The organism is Streptomyces sp. ICC1, assembly GCF_003287935.1.
Taxonomy (GTDB): Bacteria; Actinomycetota; Actinomycetes; order Streptomycetales; family Streptomycetaceae; genus Streptomyces; species Streptomyces tritrimontium.
Genome location: NZ_CP030287.1, coordinates 5381713 through 5402999, shown reverse-complemented (window position 1 = coordinate 5402999; position 21287 = coordinate 5381713). Strand labels below are relative to the sequence as shown.

Below are 21287 nucleotides of genomic sequence, written 5' to 3'. Positions count from 1 at the left end.
CGGTGGGGCCCGTGATCAGCCCTGGACCATCGCCGGGTCCATCCACATGATCTCCCAGGTGTGCCCGTCGAGGTCGTCGAAGGCGCGGCCGTACATGACGCCGTGGTCCTGGGCCGGGCGGGGCTCGGTGGCCCCGGCCGCCAGGGCCCCGTCGACGAGCTCGTCGACCGCGGCGCGGCTCTCGGCGCTCAGACACAGCAGCACCTCGGAGGTCGTGGTCGCGTCCGCGATGGCCTTGTGGGTGAAGTCCTTGTACCGGGCCTCGGTCAGGAACATGGCCACGATCGAGTCGGTGATGGGCATCGAGGCGCAGTTCTCGTCGGTGAACTGGGCGTTGTAGGTGTAGCCGAGCTTGCCCCAGAAGGTCTTGGTGGCCTCGAGGTCCTTGACCGGCAGGTTGACGAAGATCATGGTGGAGGACATCGGGGTCTCTCTTCTCTCGACGCGTTCCGTTGCTTTCGAGAGGTAGACCGGGGAGTCCGGAGAAACTCATCGCTCCCCGCGAAATTCTTTCGAGAACTTCGAAACCGCAGGTCAGGCCCGCATCGAGCTCAGCTCCAGGGCCGCCAGCGGTACGAAGCCCACCGTGCCCTCGCCGCGCAGCAGCTCCGTGTCCGCGCCGGCGAGCCGCTTGTGCAGGGTCAGCGCGATCCGCTCGCCCTGCGCCTTGGCCCGCTCCGCGTTCGGGCCCCGGTGCAGTCCGTCGATCGTGGCGCGCCACAGCTGCACCCAGCGGCCGAAGTCCGCGGCGGTCATCTCGCGGGCCGCGTTCAGGACCGCGTGCGGGGCGAAGGCGTTGCGCCGGTAGTCGGCGCTGCGGAAGAGGGCCCGCTCCCAGAAATCGGTGATCCGGGGCAGGTGCACCTCGAGGTCGGTGCCGGCCACCTCGGTGAAGAACGGCCCGATCCGGGGGTCGGCGAAGGCCGCCGTGTAGAAGCGGCGCAGCACGACGTCCAGGTCGGCGCGGCCGGAGATGTCGCGGACGGCTGCGTGGTGGCTCATGGTTCCACCATCCTCCCGCACCGGGGCCGCCCCCAGGGCAGAAAGTCCCGCAGTACGTCACCCGGAGGTCGCCCGAACCCCCGTCCGGACGCCCGCCCGGACGCCGCCCGGACGCCCGCCCGGACGCAGCGCCCCGATATCCCGGAATCCCCTCAGCGGATTGACCCCGAGCCGGTCGCCCGCGCGCCATGTGGAATTGACGTCATGTCAACTCGGCGGTCCTATGTTCCTCGACGCGTGTGCGACTCCGCGCCCGACCGGGCGCGGAGCTCCTCCTTCTCCGGGAGTGACCGTGGAACGTCGTACCTTCCTGCGCGGGGCCGTCATCGGGTCCTCGGCCGCCGCCTTCGGCGGCACTCTGATGCACGGGGCCGCCTACGCGGCCCCCGCCCAGCCCGGCGCCGGCCCCTACGGGGCACTCGGCGCGGCGGACGCGAACGGCATCATGCTGCCCGCCGGCTTCAGCAGCCGGGTGATCGCCCGTTCGGGCCAGACCGTGAGCGGCACCTCGTACACCTGGCACAGCGCCCCGGACGGCGGCGCCTGCTTCCCGGACGGCACGGGCTGGATCTACGTGTCGAACTCCGAGATCAACCCCTCCGGCGGCGCGAGCGCGGTGAAGTTCAACTCCTCCGGCACCATCACCGGCGCCCACCGGATCCTGTCCAACACCCGGCAGAACTGCGCGGGCGGCAAGACCCCGTGGAACACCTGGCTGTCCTGTGAGGAGGTCGACCGCGGTTTCGTCTACGAGGCCGACCCGTACGGGGTGAACGCGTCGGTGCAGCGCCCGGCGATGGGCCGCTTCAAGCACGAGGCGGCGGCCGCCGACCCGGTGCGCCAGGTGATCTACCTGACCGAGGACGAGACCAGCGGCTGCTTCTACCGCTTCATCCCCACCACCTGGGGGAACCTCTCCTCCGGCACCCTCCAGGTCCTGAAGGCCGGCACGGCCACCTCCGGCTCCTTCACCTGGGCCAACGTCCCCGACCCGGACGGCTCGCCGACCGCCACGCGCAGCCAGGTCTCGGGCTCGAAGAAGTTCAACGGCGGCGAGGGCTGCCACTACGCCAACGACACGGTCTGGTTCACCACCAAGGGCGACAACCGGGTCTGGCAGCTCAACCTCGCGGCCGGCACCTACGAGCTGGCCTACGACGACTCCCTGGTGTCCGGCGGCGGCGCCCCCCTGACGGGCGTCGACAACGTCACGGGGTCCTCGTACGGCGACCTGTACGTCGCCGAGGACGGCGGCAACCTGGAGATCTGCGTGATCACCCCGGACGACGTGGTCGCCCCCTTCCTGCGGGTGACCGGCCAGTCCTCCTCGGAGATCACCGGCCCGGCCTTCTCCCCCGCCGGCAACCGGCTCTACTTCAGCAGCCAGCGCGGTACGAGCGGCAGCTCCACGGGCGGCATCACCTACGAGGTCACGGGACCCTTCCGAGTCTGACCGGCCGGGGCCGCATCCAGCCCCGGCGGGTCACGGACCCGCCGGGGCGCGGCCCGCTCACGAGGCGATCGCACCGCCCTTCAGCAGTGCGGCGCCCAGCGGCGTCACCGTGTGCAGCACCGCGTTGCCCCGGCGCAGCGTCGTGACGAGGCCCGCCTCGCGCATCACCCCGGCGTGCTGGCTCGCGGAGGCCAGCGAGACCCCCGCGCGCCGGGCCAGCTCGCTCGTGGTGGCCCCGTCGCCGATGGCCTGGAGCACCACCGAGCGGGTGTGCCCCACGAGCTTGCCCAAGTTGCGCTGGCGGTACTGGCGCTGCTCCTCCGCCGGCCGGGTGGCCTCGCAGCCGGCCTGGGCCGAGGACAGCTCGGCCGCGGCCGGGTAGACCAGCACCGGCGGCAGCTCCGGATCGTGCAGGGTCACCGCCGTGCGCCGGCAGAAGAAGGACGGCTGGAGCAGCAGCCCGCGCCCCCGCAGCCGTACGTCCCGGTCCACGGGGTAGTCGCACTCCAGCACCGGAGCCCGCCAGCGCAGCATCGGCGGCAGCGAGGCGAGCAGCTCGTCCGCTCCGCCGTCGAGCAGCGCCCGGCCGCGCGCGGCCCGCTCGGCCTCGATCTGGGCCTGGATGTGCGTCCAGTACGGCTCCACGGCCGCCCGGTGGTAGCCGCGCAGCTCGCCGAGAAGCCTGGGCAGGTGCGTGGTGGCGCCCTCCATGAAGTCCCGCAGCCGCCTGGGGACCATGCCGTCGGTGCCCGTGCCCGTACCCGGCGCCACGGGCATGCCGAAGGCCGCCGCCATGCCCGATCCCGCTCCGGCGCCCTGGCCGAGCAGCACGAGCTCGCGCCGCATCCGCTCGGGGTGGATCGCGCGCAGGGCGTCGAGGCCGACGTCCCACCCGTACTTCCCCTCGACGGGGGTGAGGAAATCGGGGAAATATCCGCGGCTCGGTATCAGCGCGCCGAGGAGCCGTGTTTCACCATTCAACCTGCTCCGGGTTTCCGTACGCCATTCACCGAAGAGCCGGGCATCCCGCCGGTCTCTTAATCGGTGAAAACTCAAAATCGTTTCCCACAACGCATCGGGACGCCCTGCCATCCGTACGCGTGCCAGGTCCACTCCAGTGAAATGGATACGCAGCACCGAACCCCCACCTGTGCAACCGCAATCCCCCCGCCCCATGAGTATGCACGCCGTCACACGTGGTCACCATGGCCTTTCAGCCACAGTTGAAACCCCTTTCGGCGGGGGTGTGACAACCGAAATCCTGTACTCCGCCGGGCACACTCCGGCGCGACCGAAACGCTCCGCGAAGGCCGTGGGGGGCTTTGCGGGGCCTGGCGGTCGGTCGCACCGGGTAGCGCCGACGTGTCCGGCGGATTGGCGACAGGCGGTGGACGGGTGGGGATCCGTCCACCGCCTGTTGCCGTTAAGGCTTGTGGAACAACATTGAACGAATATTGCCCGGCCGGGAACGTCGGAACGCCGGAACCGGAGCACGGGAACCGGAACGCCGGAACCGGAACGCCGAACCGGAACGCCGAACCGCGGCGCCGGGCCCCCGAACACCGGGCCCCGCCGCGGCCGGGAAATAGACGCGCCTGCCGCCGGGCGTCAGGAACCCGGGGGCAGGCGCGGTCCAAGGGGGCCCTGTACGGGGCCCTGGGCGGGTCAGCGGCTGTCGCTGCCCTTCGCCTCGGCGGCGGCGCGGCCGGCCTCCAGGCGCGCGACCGGAATCCGGAACGGCGAGCAGGAGACGTAGTCGAGGCCGACCTCGTGGAAGAAGTGGACGGACTCGGGGTCGCCGCCGTGCTCTCCGCAGACGCCGAGCTTGAGGTCGGGGCGGGTGGCCCGGCCGGCCTCGACGGCGCTGCGGACCAGCGAGCCGACGCCCTCCCGGTCGATGGTCTCGAACGGCGAGACCCCGAAGATGCCCTTCTCCAGGTAGGCGGTGAAGAAGCTGGCCTCGACGTCGTCGCGGGAGAAGCCCCACACCGTCTGGGTCAGGTCGTTCGTGCCGAAGGAGAAGAACTGCGCGGCCTCGGCGATCTGACCGGCGGTCAGCGCGGCGCGCGGCAGCTCGATCATGGTGCCGATGGTCAGCTTGAGGCTGGTGCCGGTGGCGGCCTCGACCTCGGCGATGACCTGGTCGGCCTCCTCGCGGACGATCTCCAGCTCCTGCACGGTGCCCACGAGCGGGACCATGATCTCGGCGCGCGGGTCGCCCTTGGCGTTCTTGCGCTCGGCCGCGGCCTCGGCGATCGCCCGGACCTGCATGGCGAACAGGCCGGGGATGACCAGGCCGAGGCGGACGCCGCGCAGACCCAGCATCGGGTTCTGCTCGTGCAGCTTGTGCACCGCCTGGAGCAGGCGCAGGTCGTTCTCGTTGGCGTCCTTGCGGGACTCGGCGAGGGCGACGCGCACCGACAGCTCGGTGATGTCCGGCAGGAACTCGTGCAGCGGCGGGTCGAGCAGGCGGACGGTGACGGGCAGCCCGTCCATCGCCTCGAACAGCTCGACGAAGTCCTTCTTCTGCAGCGGCAGGAGGGCCGCCAGCGCCGCCTCGCGCTCCTTGTCGGTGTCCGCGAGGATCAGGTGCTCGACCAGTTCGCGGCGCTCGCCGAGGAACATGTGCTCGGTGCGGCACAGGCCGATGCCCTGGGCGCCGAAGCGGCGGGCGCGCAGCGCGTCCTCGGCGTTGTCGGCGTTGGCGCGCACGCGCAGCCGGCGGACGCGGTCGGCGTAGGCCATGATCCGGTGGACGGCGGCGACGAGCTCGTCGGCGTCGTCGGCCCCGGCGTGCATGCGGCCCTCGAAGTACTCGACGACCGGCGACGGTACGACGGGTACCTCACCGAGGTAGACCTTGCCGGTCGAGCCGTCGATGGAGACGACGTCGCCCTCTTCGACGACCGTTCCGCCGACCGTCATGCGGCGGCGCTTGGTGTCGACCTCGAGGTCCTCGGCGCCGCAGACGCAGGTCTTGCCCATGCCGCGGGCGACGACGGCGGCGTGCGAGGTCTTGCCGCCGCGCGAGGTCAGGATGCCCTCGGAGGCGATCATGCCGTCCAGGTCGTCGGGGTTGGTCTCGCGGCGGATCAGGATGACCTTCTCGCCCGAGCGGGACCACTTGACGGCCGTGTAGGAGTCGAAGACGGCCTTGCCGACCGCCGCGCCCGGGGAGGCGGCGATGCCGCGGCCGAGCAGGGTCGTCTTGGCGTCCTCGTCGAACCGCGGGAACATCAGCTGCGCGAGCTGGGCGCCGTTGACGCGCTGGAGGGCCTCGGCCTCGTCGATCAGGCCCTGGTCCACGAGCTGGGTGGCGATGCGGAAGGCCGCGCCCGCGGTGCGCTTGCCGACGCGGGTCTGGAGCATCCACAGCTGGCCGCGCTCGATGGTGAACTCGATGTCGCAGAGATCCTTGTAGTGGGTCTCCAGCGTCGTCATGATCGTCATGAGCTGGTCGTACGAGGCCTTGTCGATCGCCTCGAGGTCCGCCAGCGGGACGGTGTTGCGGATGCCCGCGACGACATCCTCGCCCTGGGCGTTCTGCAGGTAGTCGCCGTAGACGCCCGCGTGGCCGGTGGCCGGGTCGCGGGTGAAGGCGACGCCGGTGCCGGAGTCGGGGCCGAGGTTGCCGAAGACCATCGAGCAGATGTTGACCGCGGTGCCCAGGTCGCTCGGGATGCGCTCCTGGCGGCGGTAGAGCTTGGCGCGGTCGGTGTTCCAGGAGTTGAAGACCGCTTCGACGGCGAGGTCGAGCTGCTCGCGGGCGTCCTGCGGGAAATCGCGGCCGGCCTGCTTGGCGACGATCTTCTTGAAGCGGGCGACCAGCTTCTTGAGGTCGGCGGCGTCGAGGTCGGTGTCGACGGTGACCTTCTTGGCGGCCTTGGCCTCGTCGAGGGCTTCCTCGAAGAGCTCGCCGTCCACGCCCAGCACGGTCTTGCCGAACATCTGGATGAGGCGGCGGTAGGAGTCCCACGCGAAGCGCTCGTTGCCGGCCTGCGCGGCGAGGCCGACGACGGACTCGTCGGAGAGGCCGATGTTGAGGACCGTGTCCATCATGCCGGGCATCGAGAACTTGGCGCCGGAACGCACGGAGACCAGCAGCGGGTCGTCCGACTGGCCGAGCTTCTTGCCCATCTTCGCCTCGAGGGCGGCGAGGTGCGCGCTGACCTCTTCGCGCAGCTCGGCCGGGGCCTCGCCGCTGTCGAGGTAGACCTTGCAGGCCTCGGTGGTGATGGTGAAGCCGGGAGGGACCGGCAGACCCAGGTTGGTCATCTCGGCGAGGTTGGCGCCCTTGCCACCGAGAAGGTCCTTGAGGTCGCGGTTGCCCTCCGTGAAGTCGTAGACGAACTTCTGATCTTTGTTTTCCGACACGGGTCTCGACTCCTCGAGGCTCGGTGGCTGCCCTGACGGCCAGGAACATACCCAGATCGAAGGCTTCTGGGTACGTCCACTTGGCCGTCATGTGGCCGTAACCACCCGCCCGCCACCACTTCGAAAGTAACTGGCGAGTAGCCAGAACATACGAAGAGTCTTCACATCCCGAAGGATCAAGGGCTCACTGAGGCTCAATCACGCTCGGATGAGCGATCATCGATACATTTGCGTTCAAGAGTTGAACGCACAAAGGGTGGCACCCAGTGCCACCCTTTGAAAGTCTTACCCGTGACCAACATGCTCATCTGAGCGAAACCTCACCCATGCGTGGCGTATGTCACGCCGCAGATGGCACGTTTTGCCAACGACTTCTCAACCTCCGGACGTGTCCAGTTCGGCTTCCTCGCTCACGCCCGCACAGTCATAGGGATCCTTCAACCAGCCTTCGGGCAGGACAACCCGGTTGTTTCCGGACGTCCGGCCGCGCGGACCGTCCGCGCTCTCCGGCCAGGGCTGGTCCAGATCCAGCTCGCTCAGATGAGCATCCAGCTCGGCCAGGGAGGAGGTGACGGCAAGCTTGCGCCGCATCTCCGAACCCACCGAGAAGCCCTTGGTGTACCAGGCCACGTGCTTACGGAAGTCGATCACCCCGCGCGCCTCGTCGCCGATCCACTCCCCGAGCAGTTGGGCGTGCCGGTGCATGGTGCGCGCGACCTCGCGCAGCGTGGGCTTGTGGAAGTCCTCGGGACGCCCCTCGAAGGCCGCGACCAGGTCGTTGAACAGCCACGGCCGCCCCAGGCAGCCGCGGCCCACGACCACGCCGTCGCAGCCGGTCTCGCGGACCATGCGCAGCGCGTCCTCGGCGCACCAGATGTCGCCGTTGCCGAGCACCGGGATCTCCGGCACGTGCTCCTTGAGCCGCGCGATGGCGTCCCAGTCGGCGGTGCCGCCGTAGTGCTGCGCCGTGGTGCGGCCGTGCAGGGCAATGGCGGTGACGCCCTCCTCGACGGCGATCCGGCCGGCGTCGAGGTAGGTGAGGTGGTCGTCGTTGATGCCCTTGCGCATCTTCATCGTGACCGGCAGGTCGCCCGCGCCCGCGACGGCCTCGCGCAGGATCGCGCGCAGCAGGTTCCGCTTGTAGGGGAGGGCCGAGCCACCGCCCTTGCGGGTCACCTTGGGGACCGGGCAGCCGAAGTTGAGGTCGATGTGGTCGGCGCGGTCCTCTTCGACGATCATGCGCACCGCTTTGCCGACCGTCGCCGGGTCGACCCCGTACAGCTGGATCGAGCGGGTCTTCTCGGTCGCGTCGAAGTGGATCAGCTGCATGGTCTTCTCGTTGCGCTCGACCAGGGCCCGGGTCGTGATCATCTCGCTCACGAACAGCCCCTTGCCGCCCGAGAACTCGCGGCACAGGGTTCGGAACGGGGCATTGGTGATGCCGGCCATCGGCGCGAGCACCACCGGGGGCTGCACGGTGTGCGGGCCGATCGCGAGAGGCGGGGGGAGCGTGGTCATCCCCCCATTGTCGCGCAGTCGCGCCTCGGGTCACACTTCTTTAGTTAGCCGTACTATCGGCATCATGCGCGACTTGAGCCCCAGGAGGCGCCTGCTCGTCCTGGCGATCTGCTGCATGAGCCTGCTCATCGTCAGCCTCGACAACACCGTCCTGAACGTGGCCCTCCCCTCGATGCGCCGCGATCTCGACGCCTCCGTGGCCGGCATGCAGTGGACGATCGACGCCTACACGCTGGTCCTCGCCGCCCTGCTGATGCTCGCCGGCTCCACGGCGGACCGGATCGGCCGCCGCAAGGTCTTCACCGTCGGCCTGGTCCTCTTCACCCTCGGCTCGCTGCTCTGCTCGCTCGCGCCGAGCCTGGGCTGGCTCGTCGTCTTCCGGATGGTCCAGGCCGTGGGCGGCTCGATGCTCAACCCGGTCGCCATGTCGATCATCACCAACACCTTCACCGACCCGCGCGAGCGGGCCCGCGCCATCGGCGTGTGGGGCGCGGTGGTCGGCGTCTCCATGGCAGCGGGCCCGCTGATCGGCGGCCTGCTCGTGGACTCGGTCGGCTGGCGGTCCATCTTCTGGGTGAACCTCCCCGTCGGCATGGTCGCCCTCGCCCTGACCCTGCGCTACGTCCCCGAGTCGCGGGCCGACCATCCGCGCCGCCCGGACCCGGTCGGGCAGCTGCTGATCATGACCCTGCTCGGCTCCCTCACCTACGGGATCATCGAAGCCCCGGCCGCGGGGCCGGGCTCCCCGCTGATCCTCGGCTGCGCCGCGCTCGCCGTCGCCTCCCTGGCCGGGCTGCTGGTCTACGAGCCGAGGCGGGCGGAGCCCCTGATCGACCCGCGGTTCTTCCGCAGCGCCCCCTTCAGCGGGGCCACGGTGATCGCGGTGTGCGCCTTCGCGTCGCTGTCCGGGTTCCTGTTCCTGAACACCCTGTACCTGCAGGACGTACGGGGCCTCGACGCCCTGGACGCCGGCCTCTACATGCTGCCCATGGCGACCCTGGCCTTCCTCTGCGCCCCGATCTCGGGCCGGCTGGTCGGCACCCGGGGCCCGCGGCTGCCGCTGGCGGTCGCCGGAGTGACCATGGCCGCGAGCGGCCTGCTCTTCGCCGCGTTCTCCGCCGAGTCCTCGACCCCGCTCCTCTTCATCGGGTACGTGCTCTTCGGGCTCGGGTTCGGCATGGTCAACGCGCCCATCACCAACACGGCCGTCTCCGGCATGCCGCGCGCACAGGCGGGCGTGGCCGCGGCGGTGGCCTCCACCAGCCGGCAGACCGGCGGAACCCTGGGCGTCGCGATCGTCGGCGCGGTCCTGGCCGCCGGCATGGCGGGTGCGCCCGGCTCCCCGACCGACTTCGTCGCGGCGGCCCGCCCCGCGTACTGGATCATCACGGTGTGCGGCCTGCTCGTCCTGCTCGTGGGCCTGGCCACGAGCGGCCCCTGGGCCCGGGCCACGGCCCTGCGCACGGCCGCCGCCCTCACCCCGGCCGCCGCCCCGCCCCGGACGAAGACCCCGCCGACGGCGTGAGCCGGCGGGGGCGTACGCCCCAGCTCGCTGCCCGGGATCTCGATCACCTCGATGCCTTCCTTGCGCAGGTGGGTGTTGGTCGTGACGTTGCGCTCGTAGGCGACGACCACGCCCGGCTCCACCGCCAGCACGTTGCAGCCGTCGTCCCACTGCTCGCGCTCGGCCGCGTGGACGTCCTGGGTCGCCGTGAGCACCCGGATCGAGTCCAGCCCGAGGGCCGCGGCGACGGCCCGGTGCATGTGCTCGGGCGGATGGTCCGTGACCTTCAGATCGCTCAGCCCCCCGCCCGGCTCGATCGTGTAGGAGCGCAGCATGCCCAGGCCCGCGTACTGGGTGAACGTGTCCGCGTCGACCATCGTCATCACCGTGTCCAGGTGCATGAACGCCCGGCTCTTCGGCATGTCGAGCGCCACGATCGTGGTCGCCGACCCGGCGGCGAACAGCCCGCGCGCCAGCATCTCCACCGCCTGCGGGGTGGTCCGCTCGCTCATCCCGATCAGCACGGCGCCGTTGCCGATCACCAGCACGTCGCCGCCCTCGATGGTGGAGGGGTAGTCGGCCTGTCCCTGCGACCAGGTGTGGAAGGGCCCGGAACCGGTGAAGAGCGGATGGTGCTTGTAGATGGCCTCGAAGTGCACGGTCTCGCGCTGCCGGGCCGGCCAGCGCATCGCGTTGATGGACACCCCGTCGTAGATCCAGGCCGAGGTGTCGCGGGTGAACAGGTGGTTGGGCAGCGGGCCCAGCAGGAAGCCGTCCAGTCCCAGCGCGTGGAAGCGGACCGACACCGGCTCCGCGTGCCGCTCCAGGAACTCCCGCTTGGTCATCCCGCCGACCAGCGCCTCCGCCAGAGCGGCGGAGTCCAGCCCGTCGAAGACCGCCCGCAGGTGGTCGGTGGCGAGCGGACCGTACTCCTTCTCGTCGAAGACCCGGTCCAGTACGAGGTGCCTCGCCTCCGGGATGTCCAGGGCCTCGCGCAGCAGGTCCCCGAAGAGGTGGACCGCGACGCCCCGGTCGCGCAGTACGTCGGCGAAGCCGTCGTGCTCCTGGCGCGCCCGGCGCACCCACAGCACGTCGTCGAAGAGCAGCGCGTCCTTGTTGCTCGGTGTGAGCCGCTTCAGCTCCAGGTCGGGCCGGTGGAGGATGACGCGGCGGAGCCGCCCGGTCTCGGAATCGACATGGAATCCCATGCCGTACACGTTCTCAGACCGGGCGGCCTTTTGACGTGGCGTCGGCTCAGCGGGTCAGGTACCACCGGGCCGGCGCCGCCCGCGCCGGCCGCCTCAGCGCAGGCCGAGGAGCGCCTGCGGGGCACCCGTGAGCTCCGGGGCGATCACGCCCAGCGCGGGGGGAGTCACGTTCGGCAGCCCGTAGTTGGACCCGTCGGGCATCGTCAGCGGGGAGCCGACGAGCAGTCCCGGCGTACGGGTGCGCATGGTGGTCGCGGGCGCGTCCACCGAACCCTCGCCGTCCGTCTCGGGCTTGCCGGCCAGGTTCGGCACCGGGGAGGTGACGAGGGTGCTGCCGAGCTCGGTGCCGATCGGGACCGCCGGGAGGAGCGGAGTCGGCAGCATGTCGCCGGTGTGGTGCACGGGCACCTGGGGAGCCCCGACGACCGGCACCGGGACTCCGGTGGCCACGTGCGGGACGTCCACGCCGAGCGTGGTGCGCACGGCGTCCAGGGGGACACCCACCGGCACCGCGTCGGCCACGGCCGGGGTGGCCGCGCCGGCCGCGGCCATACAGGTCATGAGTGCCGCAATGCTTCCGCGCGCGGTCATCTTCATAGGTGACGTTCCGTCCTTCCAGGGTCGCGGACATTCCGCTGCCCTGGATGAACGATCCCGCCGGTGGTTTTCCCGGAGTTCTCCGCGAAAGTTCCCCCATACGACCTAATGACCGGCCGTACGGGGGCCCTTCCTTGACGCGTCAGAGCCGCGGGTCCACCGGCTCCGACTCCAGCGCGAGGACCGCGAAGACCGCCTCGTGGACCCGCCACAGCGGCTCCTGCGCCGCCAGCCGGTCCAGCGCCTCCAGCCCGAGCGCGTACTCGCGCAGGGCGAGGGAGCGCTTGTGCCCGAGGTGGCGCTGGCGCAGCCGCTCCAGGTGGTCCGGGCGCGTGTACTCCGGGCCGTAGATGATCCGCAGGTACTCCTGCCCGCGCACCTTGACCCCGGGCTGGACCAGGCGGCCCTTGCCGTCCTTGGCGTACGCCTGGAGCGGCTTGACCACCATGCCCTCGCCGCCGGCGGCCGTCAGCTCCAGCCACCAGTCGGTGCCCGCCCGCAGCGAGGCCTCGTCGGCCGTGTCGACCAGGATCCGGCCGGTGCGGCGCAGCAGCCCGGTGGCGGACGCCTCGTCGGCGGCGACGAGCCGGTCCAGCCAGAACAGCTGCTCGTCGTGGGGCACGGCCGCCAGCGAGCGCCCGGCCGAGGCCAGCAGCTGGAACGGGGCGAACCGTACGCCGTCGAGCCCGTCGGTGGTCCAGCAGTAGCGCCGGTAGGCGTCGGTGAACTTCGCCGCGTCGGCGGCGCGTCCGTGCTGGCGCTCCAGGAGCTCGGCGGTGTCGACGCCCCGGGCGCCGGCCGCCGCCAGGGCGGCCAGGGCGTCCGGGAAGACGGCGGCCGAGGCCGCGCCCACGGCGGCGTACTGGCTGCGCAGCAGGCCGCCGGACTTCAGCGACCAGGGCAGCAGCTCGCCGTCGATGAGCAGCCAGTCGGTGTCCAGCTCCTCCCACAGGCCGGCGTCGGTGATCGCCGCGCGGAGCCGGGCGAGAACCTCCTCGGTGACCTCGGCCTCCTTGAAGAAGGGCCGCCCGGTACGGGTGTAGACGGACCCGGTGGGGCCTCCCCCACAGCCTTCGGCGTGGGAGGTACCCCCGACCCCGAAGCGCTCGCGGGCCGCGTCGGCGTCCTTGCAGACCAGCACGGTGGCGCGGGAACCCATGTGCTTCTCCTCGCACACGACCTGGGCGATGCCGTCCTTGCGGTACTGCTCGAAGGCCTCGGCCGGGTGCTCCAGATAGCCGGCCTCCTTCGAGGTGGCGGTCGGCGCCATGGTCGGCGGCAGGTACGGCACCAGCCGCGGGTCCACGGCGAATCGGCTCATGACCTCCAGGGCCGCCGCCGCGTTCTCCTCGCGGACGTTGACGTTGCCCAGGTGCCGGGTCTCGACGATCCGGCGGCCGCTGACGTCGGCCAGGTCGAGCGGACGCCCACCCCCAGACTCCGTCCGGGGGGACCCCCATGGCCCGCCCGGCGCCTCGGTGGCGAGCGGCTTGACCGGCTCGTACCAGACCTTCTCGGCCGGTACGTCGACCAGTTCGCGCTCGGGCCAGCGCAGGGCGGTCATCTTGCCGCCGAAGACGGCTCCGGTGTCCAGGCAGATGGTGTTGTTGATCCAGGCGGTGTTCGGGACCGGGGTGTGGCCGTAGACCACGACGGCCTTGCCCCGGTAGTCCTCGGCCCACGGGTAGCGCACGGGCAGGCCGAACTCGTCGGTCTCGCCCGTGGTCTCCCCGTACAGCGCGTGCGAGCGCACCCGGCCGGAGGTGCGGCCGTGGTACTTCTCGGGCAGCCCGGCGTGGCAGACCACGAGCTTCCCGCCGTCGAGGACGTAGTGGCTGACCAGGCCCCTGATGAAGGCGCGGACCTCCTCGACGAACTCCTCCGGCTCCTCGGCGAGCTGTGCGATGGTCTCGGCGAGGCCGTGGGTCCGCTGGACCTTGGACCCCTTGAGGTGGCGGCCGAGCTTGTTCTCGTGGTTCCCGGGCACGCACAGGGCGTTGCCGGAGCCGACCATGCCCATCACGCGGCGCAGCACGCCGGGGCTGTCCGGGCCGCGGTCGACGAGGTCGCCGACGAAGACGGCGGTACGGCCCTCGGGGTGGGCCCCGTCCTCGTAGCCGAGCTTGGCGAGCAGGGTCTCCAGCTCGGAGGAACAGCCGTGGATGTCACCGATGATGTCGAAGGGGCCGGTGAGGTGGGTGAGGTCGTTGAATCGCTTCTCCAGGACCACCTCGGCCGACTCGGCCTCCTCCGGCGTACGCAGTACGTGCACCTTGCGGAAGCCCTCGCGCTCCAGGCCGCGCAGCGAGCGGCGCAGGTCCCGGCGGTGGCGCTGGATGACGGCGCGGGGCAGCTTGGCCCGCTCGGGGCGGCCCGCGTTGCGCTCCGCGCAGACCTCCTCGGGCATGTCGAGGACGATCGCGATGGGCAGGACGTCGTGCTCGCGGGCGAGCTGGACCAGCTGCCGGCGGGACTCCGCCTGGACGCTGGTGGCGTCGATCACGGTGAGGCGGCCGGCGGCGAGGCGCTTGCCCGCGATGTAGTGCAGGACCGCGAAGGCGTCCTTGCTGGCGCCCTGGTCGTTCTCGTCGTCGGCGACCAGGCCCCGGCAGTAGTCGGAGGAGATCACCTCGGTGGGCTTGAAGTGGGCGCGGGCGAAGGTGGACTTGCCCGAGCCGGTGGCCCCGATCAGGACGACGAGGGACAGGTCGGTGACGGGAAGTACGCGTCCCCGGGTGGTGGGGGTGTCGGTGTCGACGGCGATGTCGGTGGTCATGCTGCCTCGCCCTCCTTCGGGGTGTCGGTGGTGTCAGCGGTGCCGGTGGTCAGGGTGAAGACGGCCATCTGGGTCGGCGGCCCCACCTCGGGGTCGTCGTCGCCGACGGGGACGTACGCGACGGAGTAGCCGTGCCGGTCGGCGACCTGGCCGGCCCAGGCCCGGAACTCCTCGCGGGTCCACTCGAAGCGGTGGTCGCCGTGCCGGACGTGCCCGGCGGGCAGCGTCTCCCAGCGGACGTTGTACTCGACGTTCGGCGTGGTCACGAGGACCGTGCGGGGGCGGGCCGAGCCGAACACCGCGTACTCCAGGGCGGGCAGCCGCTCCAGGTCCAGGTGCTCGATGACCTCGCTGAGCACGGCCGCGTCGTAGCCCGCGAGCCGCTTGTCGGTGTACGCGAGCGAGCCCTGCGTCAGGCGGACGCGGGAGCTCTGCCGCTCCCCCATCCGCTCGAGGCGCAGCCGCTTGGCGGCGAGGTTCAGCGCCCGGATGGACACGTCCACGCCGACGATCTCGGTGTACGCCGGATCCTTCAGCAGCGCCTGCACCAGCTGGCCCTGGCCGCAGCCCAGGTCCAGGACGCGGGCGGCCCCGGCGGAGCGCAGCGCGGCGAGGATCGCCTCGCGACGCCGCACCGCGAGCGGTACCGTCCGCTCCGCCGCCGCATCGTCCTCATCGGCCTCTCCGACCGCGTTGTCGAGCTCCTCGACCTCGCTGCCGTCGGCCTCGGCGAGGCGGACCAGCTCCAGGCGCTCCAGGGCGTCCTGCGTCAGCCGCTTGTGCCGGGCCAGGTAGCGGGAGGTGATCAGCCCGCTCTCGGGGTGCCCGGCGAGCCAGCCCTCTCCGGCCCGCAGCAGCTTGTCCACCTCGTCGGCGGCGATCCAGTAGTGCTTGGCGTCGTCCAGGACGGGCAGCAGGACGTACAGGCCGCGCAGCGCGTCGGAGAGGCGCAGCTCGCCCTCCAGGACCAGGCGCACGTACCGGGAGTCGCCCCACTCGGGGAACGTCTCGTCGAGCGGGACCGGCGTGACCGAGACCGTGGCCCAGCCGAGCGGGCCGAACAGCCTGCGCACGAGGTCCGCGCCACCCCGGGCGGGCAGGGCCGGGATCTCGACGCGCAGCGGGCGGACCTCGTCCACCAGCTCCGGCCTGGCGGTGCACTGACCGGCCAGCGCACTGCGGAACACACCGCTCAGCGCGACGGCCAGCAGCGAGGAGGCGGCGTACGGACGGTCGTTGACGTACTGCGCGAGCGCCGCGTCGGGCGTACCGCCCCGGCCCTTGCCCTGGCCGCGCCGCACGAGCGCGACGGGATCCACCTCCAGGAGCAGGCCCGCCGTGCACCGCTCGGCCGTGGCTTCGGGGTAGAAGACGTGGGCGGTGCCGTGGGAGGTGGAGAACGACTGCGCCTTGCCGGGATGCTTGTGCAGCAGGAAGCCCAGGTCGGTGGCGGGTCGTTCGGGGGAACCGGTGGTGGATATCGTCAGGAACACGCTGCCGATTCTCCCTGGCCACAGGGGCTGACCGCGCCCCATTTTCGCCCGGCCCGCCGCCCGCCGCCCCGCCCGCCGCCGCCGGCCCGGCCGGCGTCAGAGCCCGTAGCGCCGGGCCGACTCCTCCTCCTGCGCCAGCCGGTGCAGGGCCTTGAGCACCGGCTGGAACAGGACGGCCGCCGCCACCACGGCCTCCACCTTCTCCGACTCCGAGGGGTAGGTGTCCACGAAGTCCAGGTCGCGCACGGCCGCCCGGTACATGAGCTCGGCGTACGGGGCCATCAGCTCGGCGTCCCACGGATAGCCGAGGCGCACGAGCGAGGCCACGGACACCACCAGCGACCGGTGGACGGGCGACAGGTCGCCCAACTCCCGGGCCGTCGACCAGCCCAGCGTCTCCAGCAGCCGGTCCACCTCGCGGCGCGCGCGGGCCACCGCCTCGTCCTCCTCGTCCGGGTCGGGCCCCTGCGGCAGCGCCCACAGCGCGGCGCCCATCCGGATCGTCCGGCCCAGGCTCTCGTCGTCGACGTGCGCGAGCACCTCCCGGGCCTTCGCCACCGGTATCCCGCCGACCTGGATCAGCGCGCGGACCAGCCGCAGCCGCCGCAGGTGCTCCTCGCCGTACTCGGCGGTCGTCGCGGTGACCCGGTGCCCGGGCGCCAGCAGCCCCTCGCGCAGGTAGTACTTGATCGTCGCGGTCGAGACGCCACTGCGTTCGCTCAACTCCGCCAGCCGCATCTCTTGAACCTTCCCTTGGAGAGTGCCACTATCCAACCGTGCACGGACAGTGCCGCTATCCAACCAGGAGATCGGGAGGCAGAGTGTCCGCGAAGCCGTTACCGGGCCACACCACCGCGGCCGCCGAGGGCGACGTCGTCGTCCTGCTGATCGGCATGCGCATCAACCACTTCTGGGCCGTGCACCACTGGGTGCCGGTCCTGCTCGCCATGCCGCGCATGCTCCGCGAGCTGGCCGGGGACAGGGGCCGGGGACTGCTCGGCCACGTCCTGCTCACCGGTTCGCCGCGCACGTACTACGTGGTCCAGTACTGGGAGTCCAAGGAGAAGCTCTACGCCTACGCCGCGGCCCCGGACATGTTCCACCACCGGGTCTGGGCGATCGTCAACCGCAAGGAGCGCGCCGGCAAGGTCCGCGGCCACGTGGGCCTGTGGCACGAGTCGTACATCGCGCCCGAGGGCTCGTACGAGTCGATCTACGCCGACATGCCTCCCTACGGGCTGGGCGCGGCCACCGGGGTGCTCCCCATCGAAGCCCGCGGCCGCCGGGCGGCCGCCCGCTTCGCCCACCGTTCGAACCCGGCGGCGTAGCTCCCGGGCGGGCTCCGGCTCCCGGCTCGGCTCAGGCTCCCGGCTCGACTCCGGCTCCCGGCTCGGCTCAGGCCCGCTCGGGCCGGCTCGGGGGCGCGGGGGACGTGAGGGCGGCGAGGGCCGCGATGCGGTGCGGGCCGATCCGGCAGCAGCCGCCGACGAGGCGGGCCCCGGCCCGCAGCCAGTCGGCCGTGGGCCAGGGCGGCTCGGCGGCCGGGGACCGCCAGGACCCGGTCGCGGGTTCCCAGACCGAGCCGTCGTTCGGGTAGGCCACCAGCGGCTTCCCCGTGACGTCCGCCGCCGCTTCGAGCGCCGGCAGCACCTCCCCGGGCGCGCAGCAGTTGACGCCGACCGCGATGACCTGCGGGGACCCGGCGGCCAGGGCGAAGGCCTCGGCCTGCGACCCGCCGGCCCGGGTCAGGCCGTCCGCCACGGTGTAGCTCAGCCACGCACGGGCACCCGTCTCCTCGAGGACCGCGAGCAGGGCGCGCGCCTCGACGGCGTCCGGGATCGTCTCCAGCGCCAGTACGTCCGGCCCCTCGGCCAGCAGCGCCTCGACGCGGGGGCGGTGGAAGTCCGCCAGCTCCCGCACGCTCAGCCCGTACCGGCCGCGGTACTCGGAGCCGTCCGCCAGCACCGCCCCGTACGGGCCCACGGACGCGGCGACCCACACCTCGCGGTCCGCCTCCCGCGCCGCCCGGACGGCGAGGCGCACGCTGCGGCGCAGCAGGGCCGTGGTGCGCTCCGGGCCATAGCCGTGGCGGGCGAAGGCGGCGTAGCCCACCTGGTAGCTCGCGGTGATCAGCACCTGCGCGCCCGCCCGCGCGTACGCGGCGTGCGCGGCCGCCACCTGCTCGGGCCGCTCGGCGAGCACGCGGCCCGTCCACAGGCCGCCGGACAGGTCGCAGCCCTGGGCGGCGAGCTGGTTGCTCAGCCCGCCGTCCAGAATCACGGCGCCGGGGCCGGGGCCGGGGCCCTGGCCGGCCAGGGCCTCGGCGAGCGGGCGGGACGCGCGGGGCACGGCTGACGCTCCCGTCTCAGCCGAGCTGGGACAGGACCCGGGCCGAGATCAGCTCCAGGTGGTCCAGGTCGCCGAGGTCGAGCAGGTGGAGGTAGAGGCGCGAGGAGCCCACCGCCCCGTAGGCGCCGATCCGCTCCACGACCTCGGCCGGGGAGCCCGCCAGGCCGATGGCCTTGAGCTCGTCCACGTCGCGGCCGATGGCGGCGGCCCGCCGGGCCACCTCGGCGTCGTCCTTGCCCACGCACACGACGAGGCCGTTGGAGCAGACGAGGTCGTCGGCCTTGCGGCCGGCCTCCTCGGCGGCCGCACGGACCCGGCCGAACTGGCGCTCGCTGTCCGCGATCGAGGCGAACGGCATGTTGAACTCGTCGGCGTCCTGCGCGGCGAGGCGCGGCGTGCGCTTCGCGCCGTGGCCGCCGATCAGGACGGGGATCTTCTCCTGGGCCGGCTTGGGCAGCGCCGGGGAGTTCTCCACCTGGTAGTGGACTCCCTGGTAGCCGAAGCTGGAGCCGGCCTCGGTGGCCCACAGGCCGGTGAGGACGCCGGGCAGCCGGAAGGTGCCGGCGGTCATCAGCGTGCCCAGCCGGATGCGCTTGGTCTCGCGGGGCCAGGCCGGCCAGCGTGATCCAGGCGTCGGTGGGGCCGGGCAGGCCGTCGGCCGAGCCCATGCGCAGGTAGTGGTCGGATCGGAAGAACCAGTCTGGTTGCTCCCCACAACGTATCGCCATCCTTGGCTGGAGAGGTGGCCTTGTATCCAGTCTGCGCCTGAACGGCCCGTCGGGGGCGTCTCTCGGTTTCGATCACATTCGCTGTGGTCGGGCCGAGCGCCCAGCACCGGCAGATGGAAACCGTCGGATGAGTCGCCGTGGGACTCGCCACCATCGGTGGCGTCAAGCATGTCGCGTCTTACGCGCTTGATCAGGTTCCGCCACTCAGCCAGAAGGCCAAGCGCGCCGTGCGATCGTTCCGCGACTTCATGGACGAATGCCGCCGTGACCGACAAGACGCGCAAGGCCTCTGAGACGTCGCCAAGCCCTGACGGGGCGTTGCCATGCCAGCGCCCCGTCAGTGCGACGTAGCGGCCGGTCCTGTAGATCTCCACGGCCGTACCGTCGGGGCGTCGGATGCGGCGTCCTGTCGGACGTCCGCACGGCCCCAGATACGCAGTCCATCGCCGGACGGGGACACCTCTACGTTGGTGGTGCCCGCGTCGCGCACGATGGCGGCTGCCCACGGCGCCAGGCGGCCCGTAAGCGGGTTCAAGCAGTGGTCCAGGTCGATGCACACGATGTCGTCCTCGTCGCTGAGGACGAAGCCCAGACCGACGCCGGCCGTCGAAATGGCGGCCCCTGTCCGCGGGGACGTGCGCAAGCGCATTGGGTATGCGGTCCAGCCGTCGAAAGCGAAGGAATCCAACCTCCGTCTCCGGATCCATATCCCGTGATCTCACCCGTAGCAGTAAGTCCCGCAGGCGAGTGCCATGGTCAACCCTGCGGCGAGCGCGTAGTAGTACGTCCCCGTTGCCGGGTACGCCATTGATCTAGCCGTCGGTGAGCCCCCGGCAGGCTTCGAACCTGCGACATCTGGTTTTGGAGAGCGGCGCTCCGGCCATCTGAGTTACGGGGGCAGCGCAAAGCCCCAACTCAAACGAGCCGGGGCCGTCAGTTTGCAATGGAGTGTCAGCCGTCAGCGGATTCGGAGGCAGGCCGGCGAGGGATTTCCGTCAGCCGCTCTCCCCCTTCAACCGTCGGCATCTCAGTGGCCTTGGCGACGCTCAGGAGGGTGTCGTAGCTCGCGCCCTGCTGGGGCGCGGTGAAGATACGGAGATCCATGCCTCCGTCCTGCCCCTTCGACCCCGGCCGGGTGAATCTGGGTCAACCGGGCAATCCGCCGCCGCCCGCGCCAGTGACCAGCCCGGATGGGGATCGTTTGCTCGGACGGAGCCGGACCGCCCGGCCCGCGCGCCGGCGGCTTTCGCCGGTGCGTCGACCGCCCCCTTCCGCCTCGGAAGGGCCAGGGCCGAGGAGGCCGCCATGTCCCAGGAGTCCGCGCCGAAGGGTCTGCTGCAGCAGATGGAAGAGCTGATGGCGGCGCTGAACGCCGACCTCTCGCAGCTCGACGCCGACCTCCAGTCCTCCACGGACCGCAGCCCCGGCACGCCGCTGCCCCAGGGCGGCCGCACCCCGGAGAGCGAATACCGCCCGTCCCACCGGTCGTACTGACCGCACGGGTCCCGCCGCGCGCGGCGGGACCCCGCCCGACTCCGGCGCAGCACGGCCGACTCCGGTGCGGACCAGCCGACTCCGGCGCAGGCCACCCGACTCCGGTGCAGGCCGACCCAGTCCGGGGCAGTCCACCCGACTCCGGTGCAGGCCGACCCAGTCCGGGGCAGTCCGACCTGGCCCCGGGAGCCGTCCCGCGATCCTCAGGCCACGCCGGACGCGGAACCCCGCTCGCGCACGGTGAGCCGGCGCAGGATCGCCCGGACCCGGTCGCTCGACTCGTCGGCCGCGTCTATCGACTCTATGCACTGCCAGTACAGACCCTCGTCGTCCGTACCGCAGGCGACCCCGACCAGCGCTATGCCCACTTCGCCCAGGAGCGCCTGCAGACCCAGCAGAGCCTGGCGGACATCCGCCACGTGGCTCAACTGCGCGGCGCGCGGCGGGAGATCGGGTGCGTAGCCCTCTCCGCGCAGTGCCGCCCGGTCGAGCACCCCGCAGCCTCTGCCCCCCGCTTCACCCAGCCCCCGTGCCTCCGATCTCAGCTCCGGCGGCCCCGTGACCGCCAGCCAGCTCCCTATGCCCTGCGCGAGGGCCTGCGCCTGCCAGGCCTCGCCCACGATGTCCCACGCAGCCCCACTCTGTGCCAGCGCGTGCCGGCCGGCTGCGATCAGCCGTACCGCGTCCATATGCCGTCCCCCGTCCGCACGACATCTCGCCGTTCTCACCACTACCCAGAGTGAGGGCAACGGGCCGGTAAAGCCAGGGGTATTCGGAAATTGTGGACACAA

The 21287-nt window shown here is 71.7% G+C and carries 17 protein-coding genes and 2 pseudogenes; 5 read left to right on the top strand and 14 right to left on the bottom strand.

The window, feature by feature from the left end:
* Positions 1–15 precede the first annotated feature (15 nt).
* Complete coding sequence (locus DRB96_RS25470) at positions 16–423, bottom strand: VOC family protein (protein ID WP_112450555.1); 408 nt, start codon at positions 421–423, stop codon at positions 16–18.
* Positions 424–534: 111 nt separating this feature from the next.
* Positions 535–1002: a group III truncated hemoglobin gene (locus tag DRB96_RS25465; RefSeq protein ID WP_112450554.1), complete on the bottom strand. Its 468-nt coding sequence runs from the start codon at positions 1000–1002 to the stop codon at positions 535–537.
* A gap of 292 nt (positions 1003–1294) precedes the next feature.
* On the opposite strand from DRB96_RS25465, the gene DRB96_RS25460 reads away from it, so the two are divergent.
* Positions 1295–2455, top strand: coding sequence for an alkaline phosphatase PhoX (locus tag DRB96_RS25460; protein WP_112453700.1), 1161 nt, complete (start codon positions 1295–1297; stop codon positions 2453–2455).
* A 57-nt stretch (positions 2456–2512) separates the two neighbouring features.
* Here DRB96_RS25460 and DRB96_RS25455 read toward each other — a convergent pair whose 3' ends face one another.
* The 3 genes from DRB96_RS25455 to dusB form a co-directional block, all read right to left on the bottom strand.
* Positions 2513–3592: a helix-turn-helix domain-containing protein gene (locus DRB96_RS25455; protein ID WP_112450553.1), complete on the bottom strand. Its 1080-nt coding sequence runs from the start codon at positions 3590–3592 to the stop codon at positions 2513–2515.
* A 528-nt stretch (positions 3593–4120) separates the two neighbouring features.
* Positions 4121–6829, bottom strand: a complete 2709-nt coding sequence (ppdK, locus tag DRB96_RS25450) for a pyruvate, phosphate dikinase (RefSeq protein WP_112450552.1) — start codon at positions 6827–6829, stop codon at positions 4121–4123.
* 375 nt (positions 6830–7204) lie between these two features.
* Complete coding sequence (dusB, locus tag DRB96_RS25445; RefSeq protein WP_204357814.1) at positions 7205–8347, bottom strand: tRNA dihydrouridine synthase DusB; 1143 nt, start codon at positions 8345–8347, stop codon at positions 7205–7207.
* Positions 8348–8411: 64 nt separating this feature from the next.
* On the opposite strand from dusB, the gene DRB96_RS25440 reads away from it, so the two are divergent.
* The gene (locus DRB96_RS25440) at positions 8412–9872 is read left to right on the top strand and encodes an MFS transporter (protein WP_112450550.1); all 1461 of its coding nucleotides are present in this window, start codon (positions 8412–8414) and stop codon (positions 9870–9872) included.
* A gap of 14 nt (positions 9873–9886) precedes the next feature.
* Here the strand turns inward: DRB96_RS25440 and DRB96_RS25435 are convergent.
* From DRB96_RS25435 to DRB96_RS25415, 5 genes and pseudogenes are all read right to left on the bottom strand, one after another.
* Positions 9887–11059: pseudogene (locus DRB96_RS25435) on the bottom strand (arginine deiminase); the annotation flags it as partial.
* A gap of 93 nt (positions 11060–11152) precedes the next feature.
* Positions 11153–11620 (bottom strand): hypothetical protein, encoded by a 468-nt coding sequence (locus DRB96_RS25430; RefSeq protein WP_239516372.1) that lies wholly within the window; start codon positions 11618–11620, stop codon positions 11153–11155.
* Between the two features lie 178 nt (positions 11621–11798).
* A complete protein-coding gene (locus DRB96_RS25425; protein WP_112450548.1) occupies positions 11799–14432 on the bottom strand; it encodes a polynucleotide kinase-phosphatase in 2634 nt (877 codons plus the stop codon).
* Positions 14429–15925, bottom strand: a complete 1497-nt coding sequence (locus DRB96_RS25420) for a 3' terminal RNA ribose 2'-O-methyltransferase Hen1 (protein WP_162688766.1) — start codon at positions 15923–15925, stop codon at positions 14429–14431. Before DRB96_RS25420 ends, DRB96_RS25425 begins: the two co-directional genes overlap by 4 nt.
* A 96-nt stretch (positions 15926–16021) precedes the next feature.
* A complete protein-coding gene (locus tag DRB96_RS25415; protein ID WP_112450546.1) occupies positions 16022–16663 on the bottom strand; it encodes a MerR family transcriptional regulator in 642 nt (213 codons plus the stop codon).
* A gap of 83 nt (positions 16664–16746) precedes the next feature.
* On the opposite strand from DRB96_RS25415, the gene DRB96_RS25410 reads away from it, so the two are divergent.
* Entirely contained in the window at positions 16747–17253 is a 507-nt protein-coding gene (locus DRB96_RS25410) for a DUF4188 domain-containing protein (protein WP_112450545.1), read from the top strand.
* Between the two features lie 67 nt (positions 17254–17320).
* Here the strand turns inward: DRB96_RS25410 and mmuM are convergent, their stop codons facing one another.
* A complete protein-coding gene (gene mmuM / locus DRB96_RS25405) occupies positions 17321–18274 on the bottom strand; it encodes a homocysteine S-methyltransferase (RefSeq protein WP_112450544.1) in 954 nt (317 codons plus the stop codon).
* Between the two features lie 16 nt (positions 18275–18290).
* Positions 18291–18969, bottom strand: a pseudogene (locus tag DRB96_RS25400) (LLM class flavin-dependent oxidoreductase); the annotation flags it as partial.
* Positions 18970–19139: 170 nt separating this feature from the next.
* Here DRB96_RS25400 and DRB96_RS43205 point away from each other — a divergent pair.
* Entirely contained in the window at positions 19140–19295 is a 156-nt protein-coding gene (locus DRB96_RS43205; protein ID WP_162688765.1) for a hypothetical protein, read from the top strand.
* Positions 19296–19953: 658 nt separating this feature from the next.
* Here the strand turns inward: DRB96_RS43205 and DRB96_RS43200 are convergent.
* Positions 19954–20106, bottom strand: coding sequence for a hypothetical protein (locus DRB96_RS43200; RefSeq protein ID WP_162688409.1), 153 nt, complete (start codon positions 20104–20106; stop codon positions 19954–19956).
* A 201-nt stretch (positions 20107–20307) separates the two neighbouring features.
* Between DRB96_RS43200 and DRB96_RS25385 the strand changes: the two genes are divergently transcribed.
* Entirely contained in the window at positions 20308–20496 is a 189-nt protein-coding gene (locus DRB96_RS25385; protein ID WP_112450543.1) for a hypothetical protein, read from the top strand.
* Between the two features lie 203 nt (positions 20497–20699).
* Here DRB96_RS25385 and DRB96_RS25380 read toward each other — a convergent pair whose 3' ends face one another.
* Positions 20700–21185 (bottom strand): DUF6099 family protein, encoded by a 486-nt coding sequence (locus DRB96_RS25380; protein ID WP_112450542.1) that lies wholly within the window; start codon positions 21183–21185, stop codon positions 20700–20702.
* Positions 21186–21287 lie beyond the last annotated feature (102 nt).

Bases quoted from the DNA above. Each gene is read 5' to 3' on its own strand.
- DRB96_RS25470 (WP_112450555.1), bottom strand. From the start codon at position 423: ATGTCCTCCACCATGATCTTCGTCAACCTGCCGGTCAAGGACCTCGAG.
- DRB96_RS25440 (WP_112450550.1), top strand. From the start codon at position 8,412: ATGCGCGACTTGAGCCCCAGGAGGCGCCTGCTCGTCCTGGCGATCTGC.
- DRB96_RS25415 (WP_112450546.1), bottom strand. From the start codon at position 16,663: ATGCGGCTGGCGGAGTTGAGCGAACGCAGTGGCGTCTCGACCGCGACG.
- DRB96_RS25430 (WP_239516372.1), bottom strand. From the start codon at position 11,620: ATGACCTGTATGGCCGCGGCCGGCGCGGCCACCCCGGCCGTGGCCGAC.
- dusB (WP_204357814.1), bottom strand. From the start codon at position 8,347: ATGACCACGCTCCCCCCGCCTCTCGCGATCGGCCCGCACACCGTGCAG.
- DRB96_RS25465 (WP_112450554.1), bottom strand. From the start codon at position 1,002: ATGAGCCACCACGCAGCCGTCCGCGACATCTCCGGCCGCGCCGACCTG.
- DRB96_RS25425 (WP_112450548.1), bottom strand. From the start codon at position 14,432: ATGACCACCGACATCGCCGTCGACACCGACACCCCCACCACCCGGGGA.
- DRB96_RS25385 (WP_112450543.1), top strand. From the start codon at position 20,308: ATGTCCCAGGAGTCCGCGCCGAAGGGTCTGCTGCAGCAGATGGAAGAG.
- DRB96_RS25380 (WP_112450542.1), bottom strand. From the start codon at position 21,185: ATGGACGCGGTACGGCTGATCGCAGCCGGCCGGCACGCGCTGGCACAG.
- DRB96_RS43200 (WP_162688409.1), bottom strand. From the start codon at position 20,106: ATGGATCTCCGTATCTTCACCGCGCCCCAGCAGGGCGCGAGCTACGAC.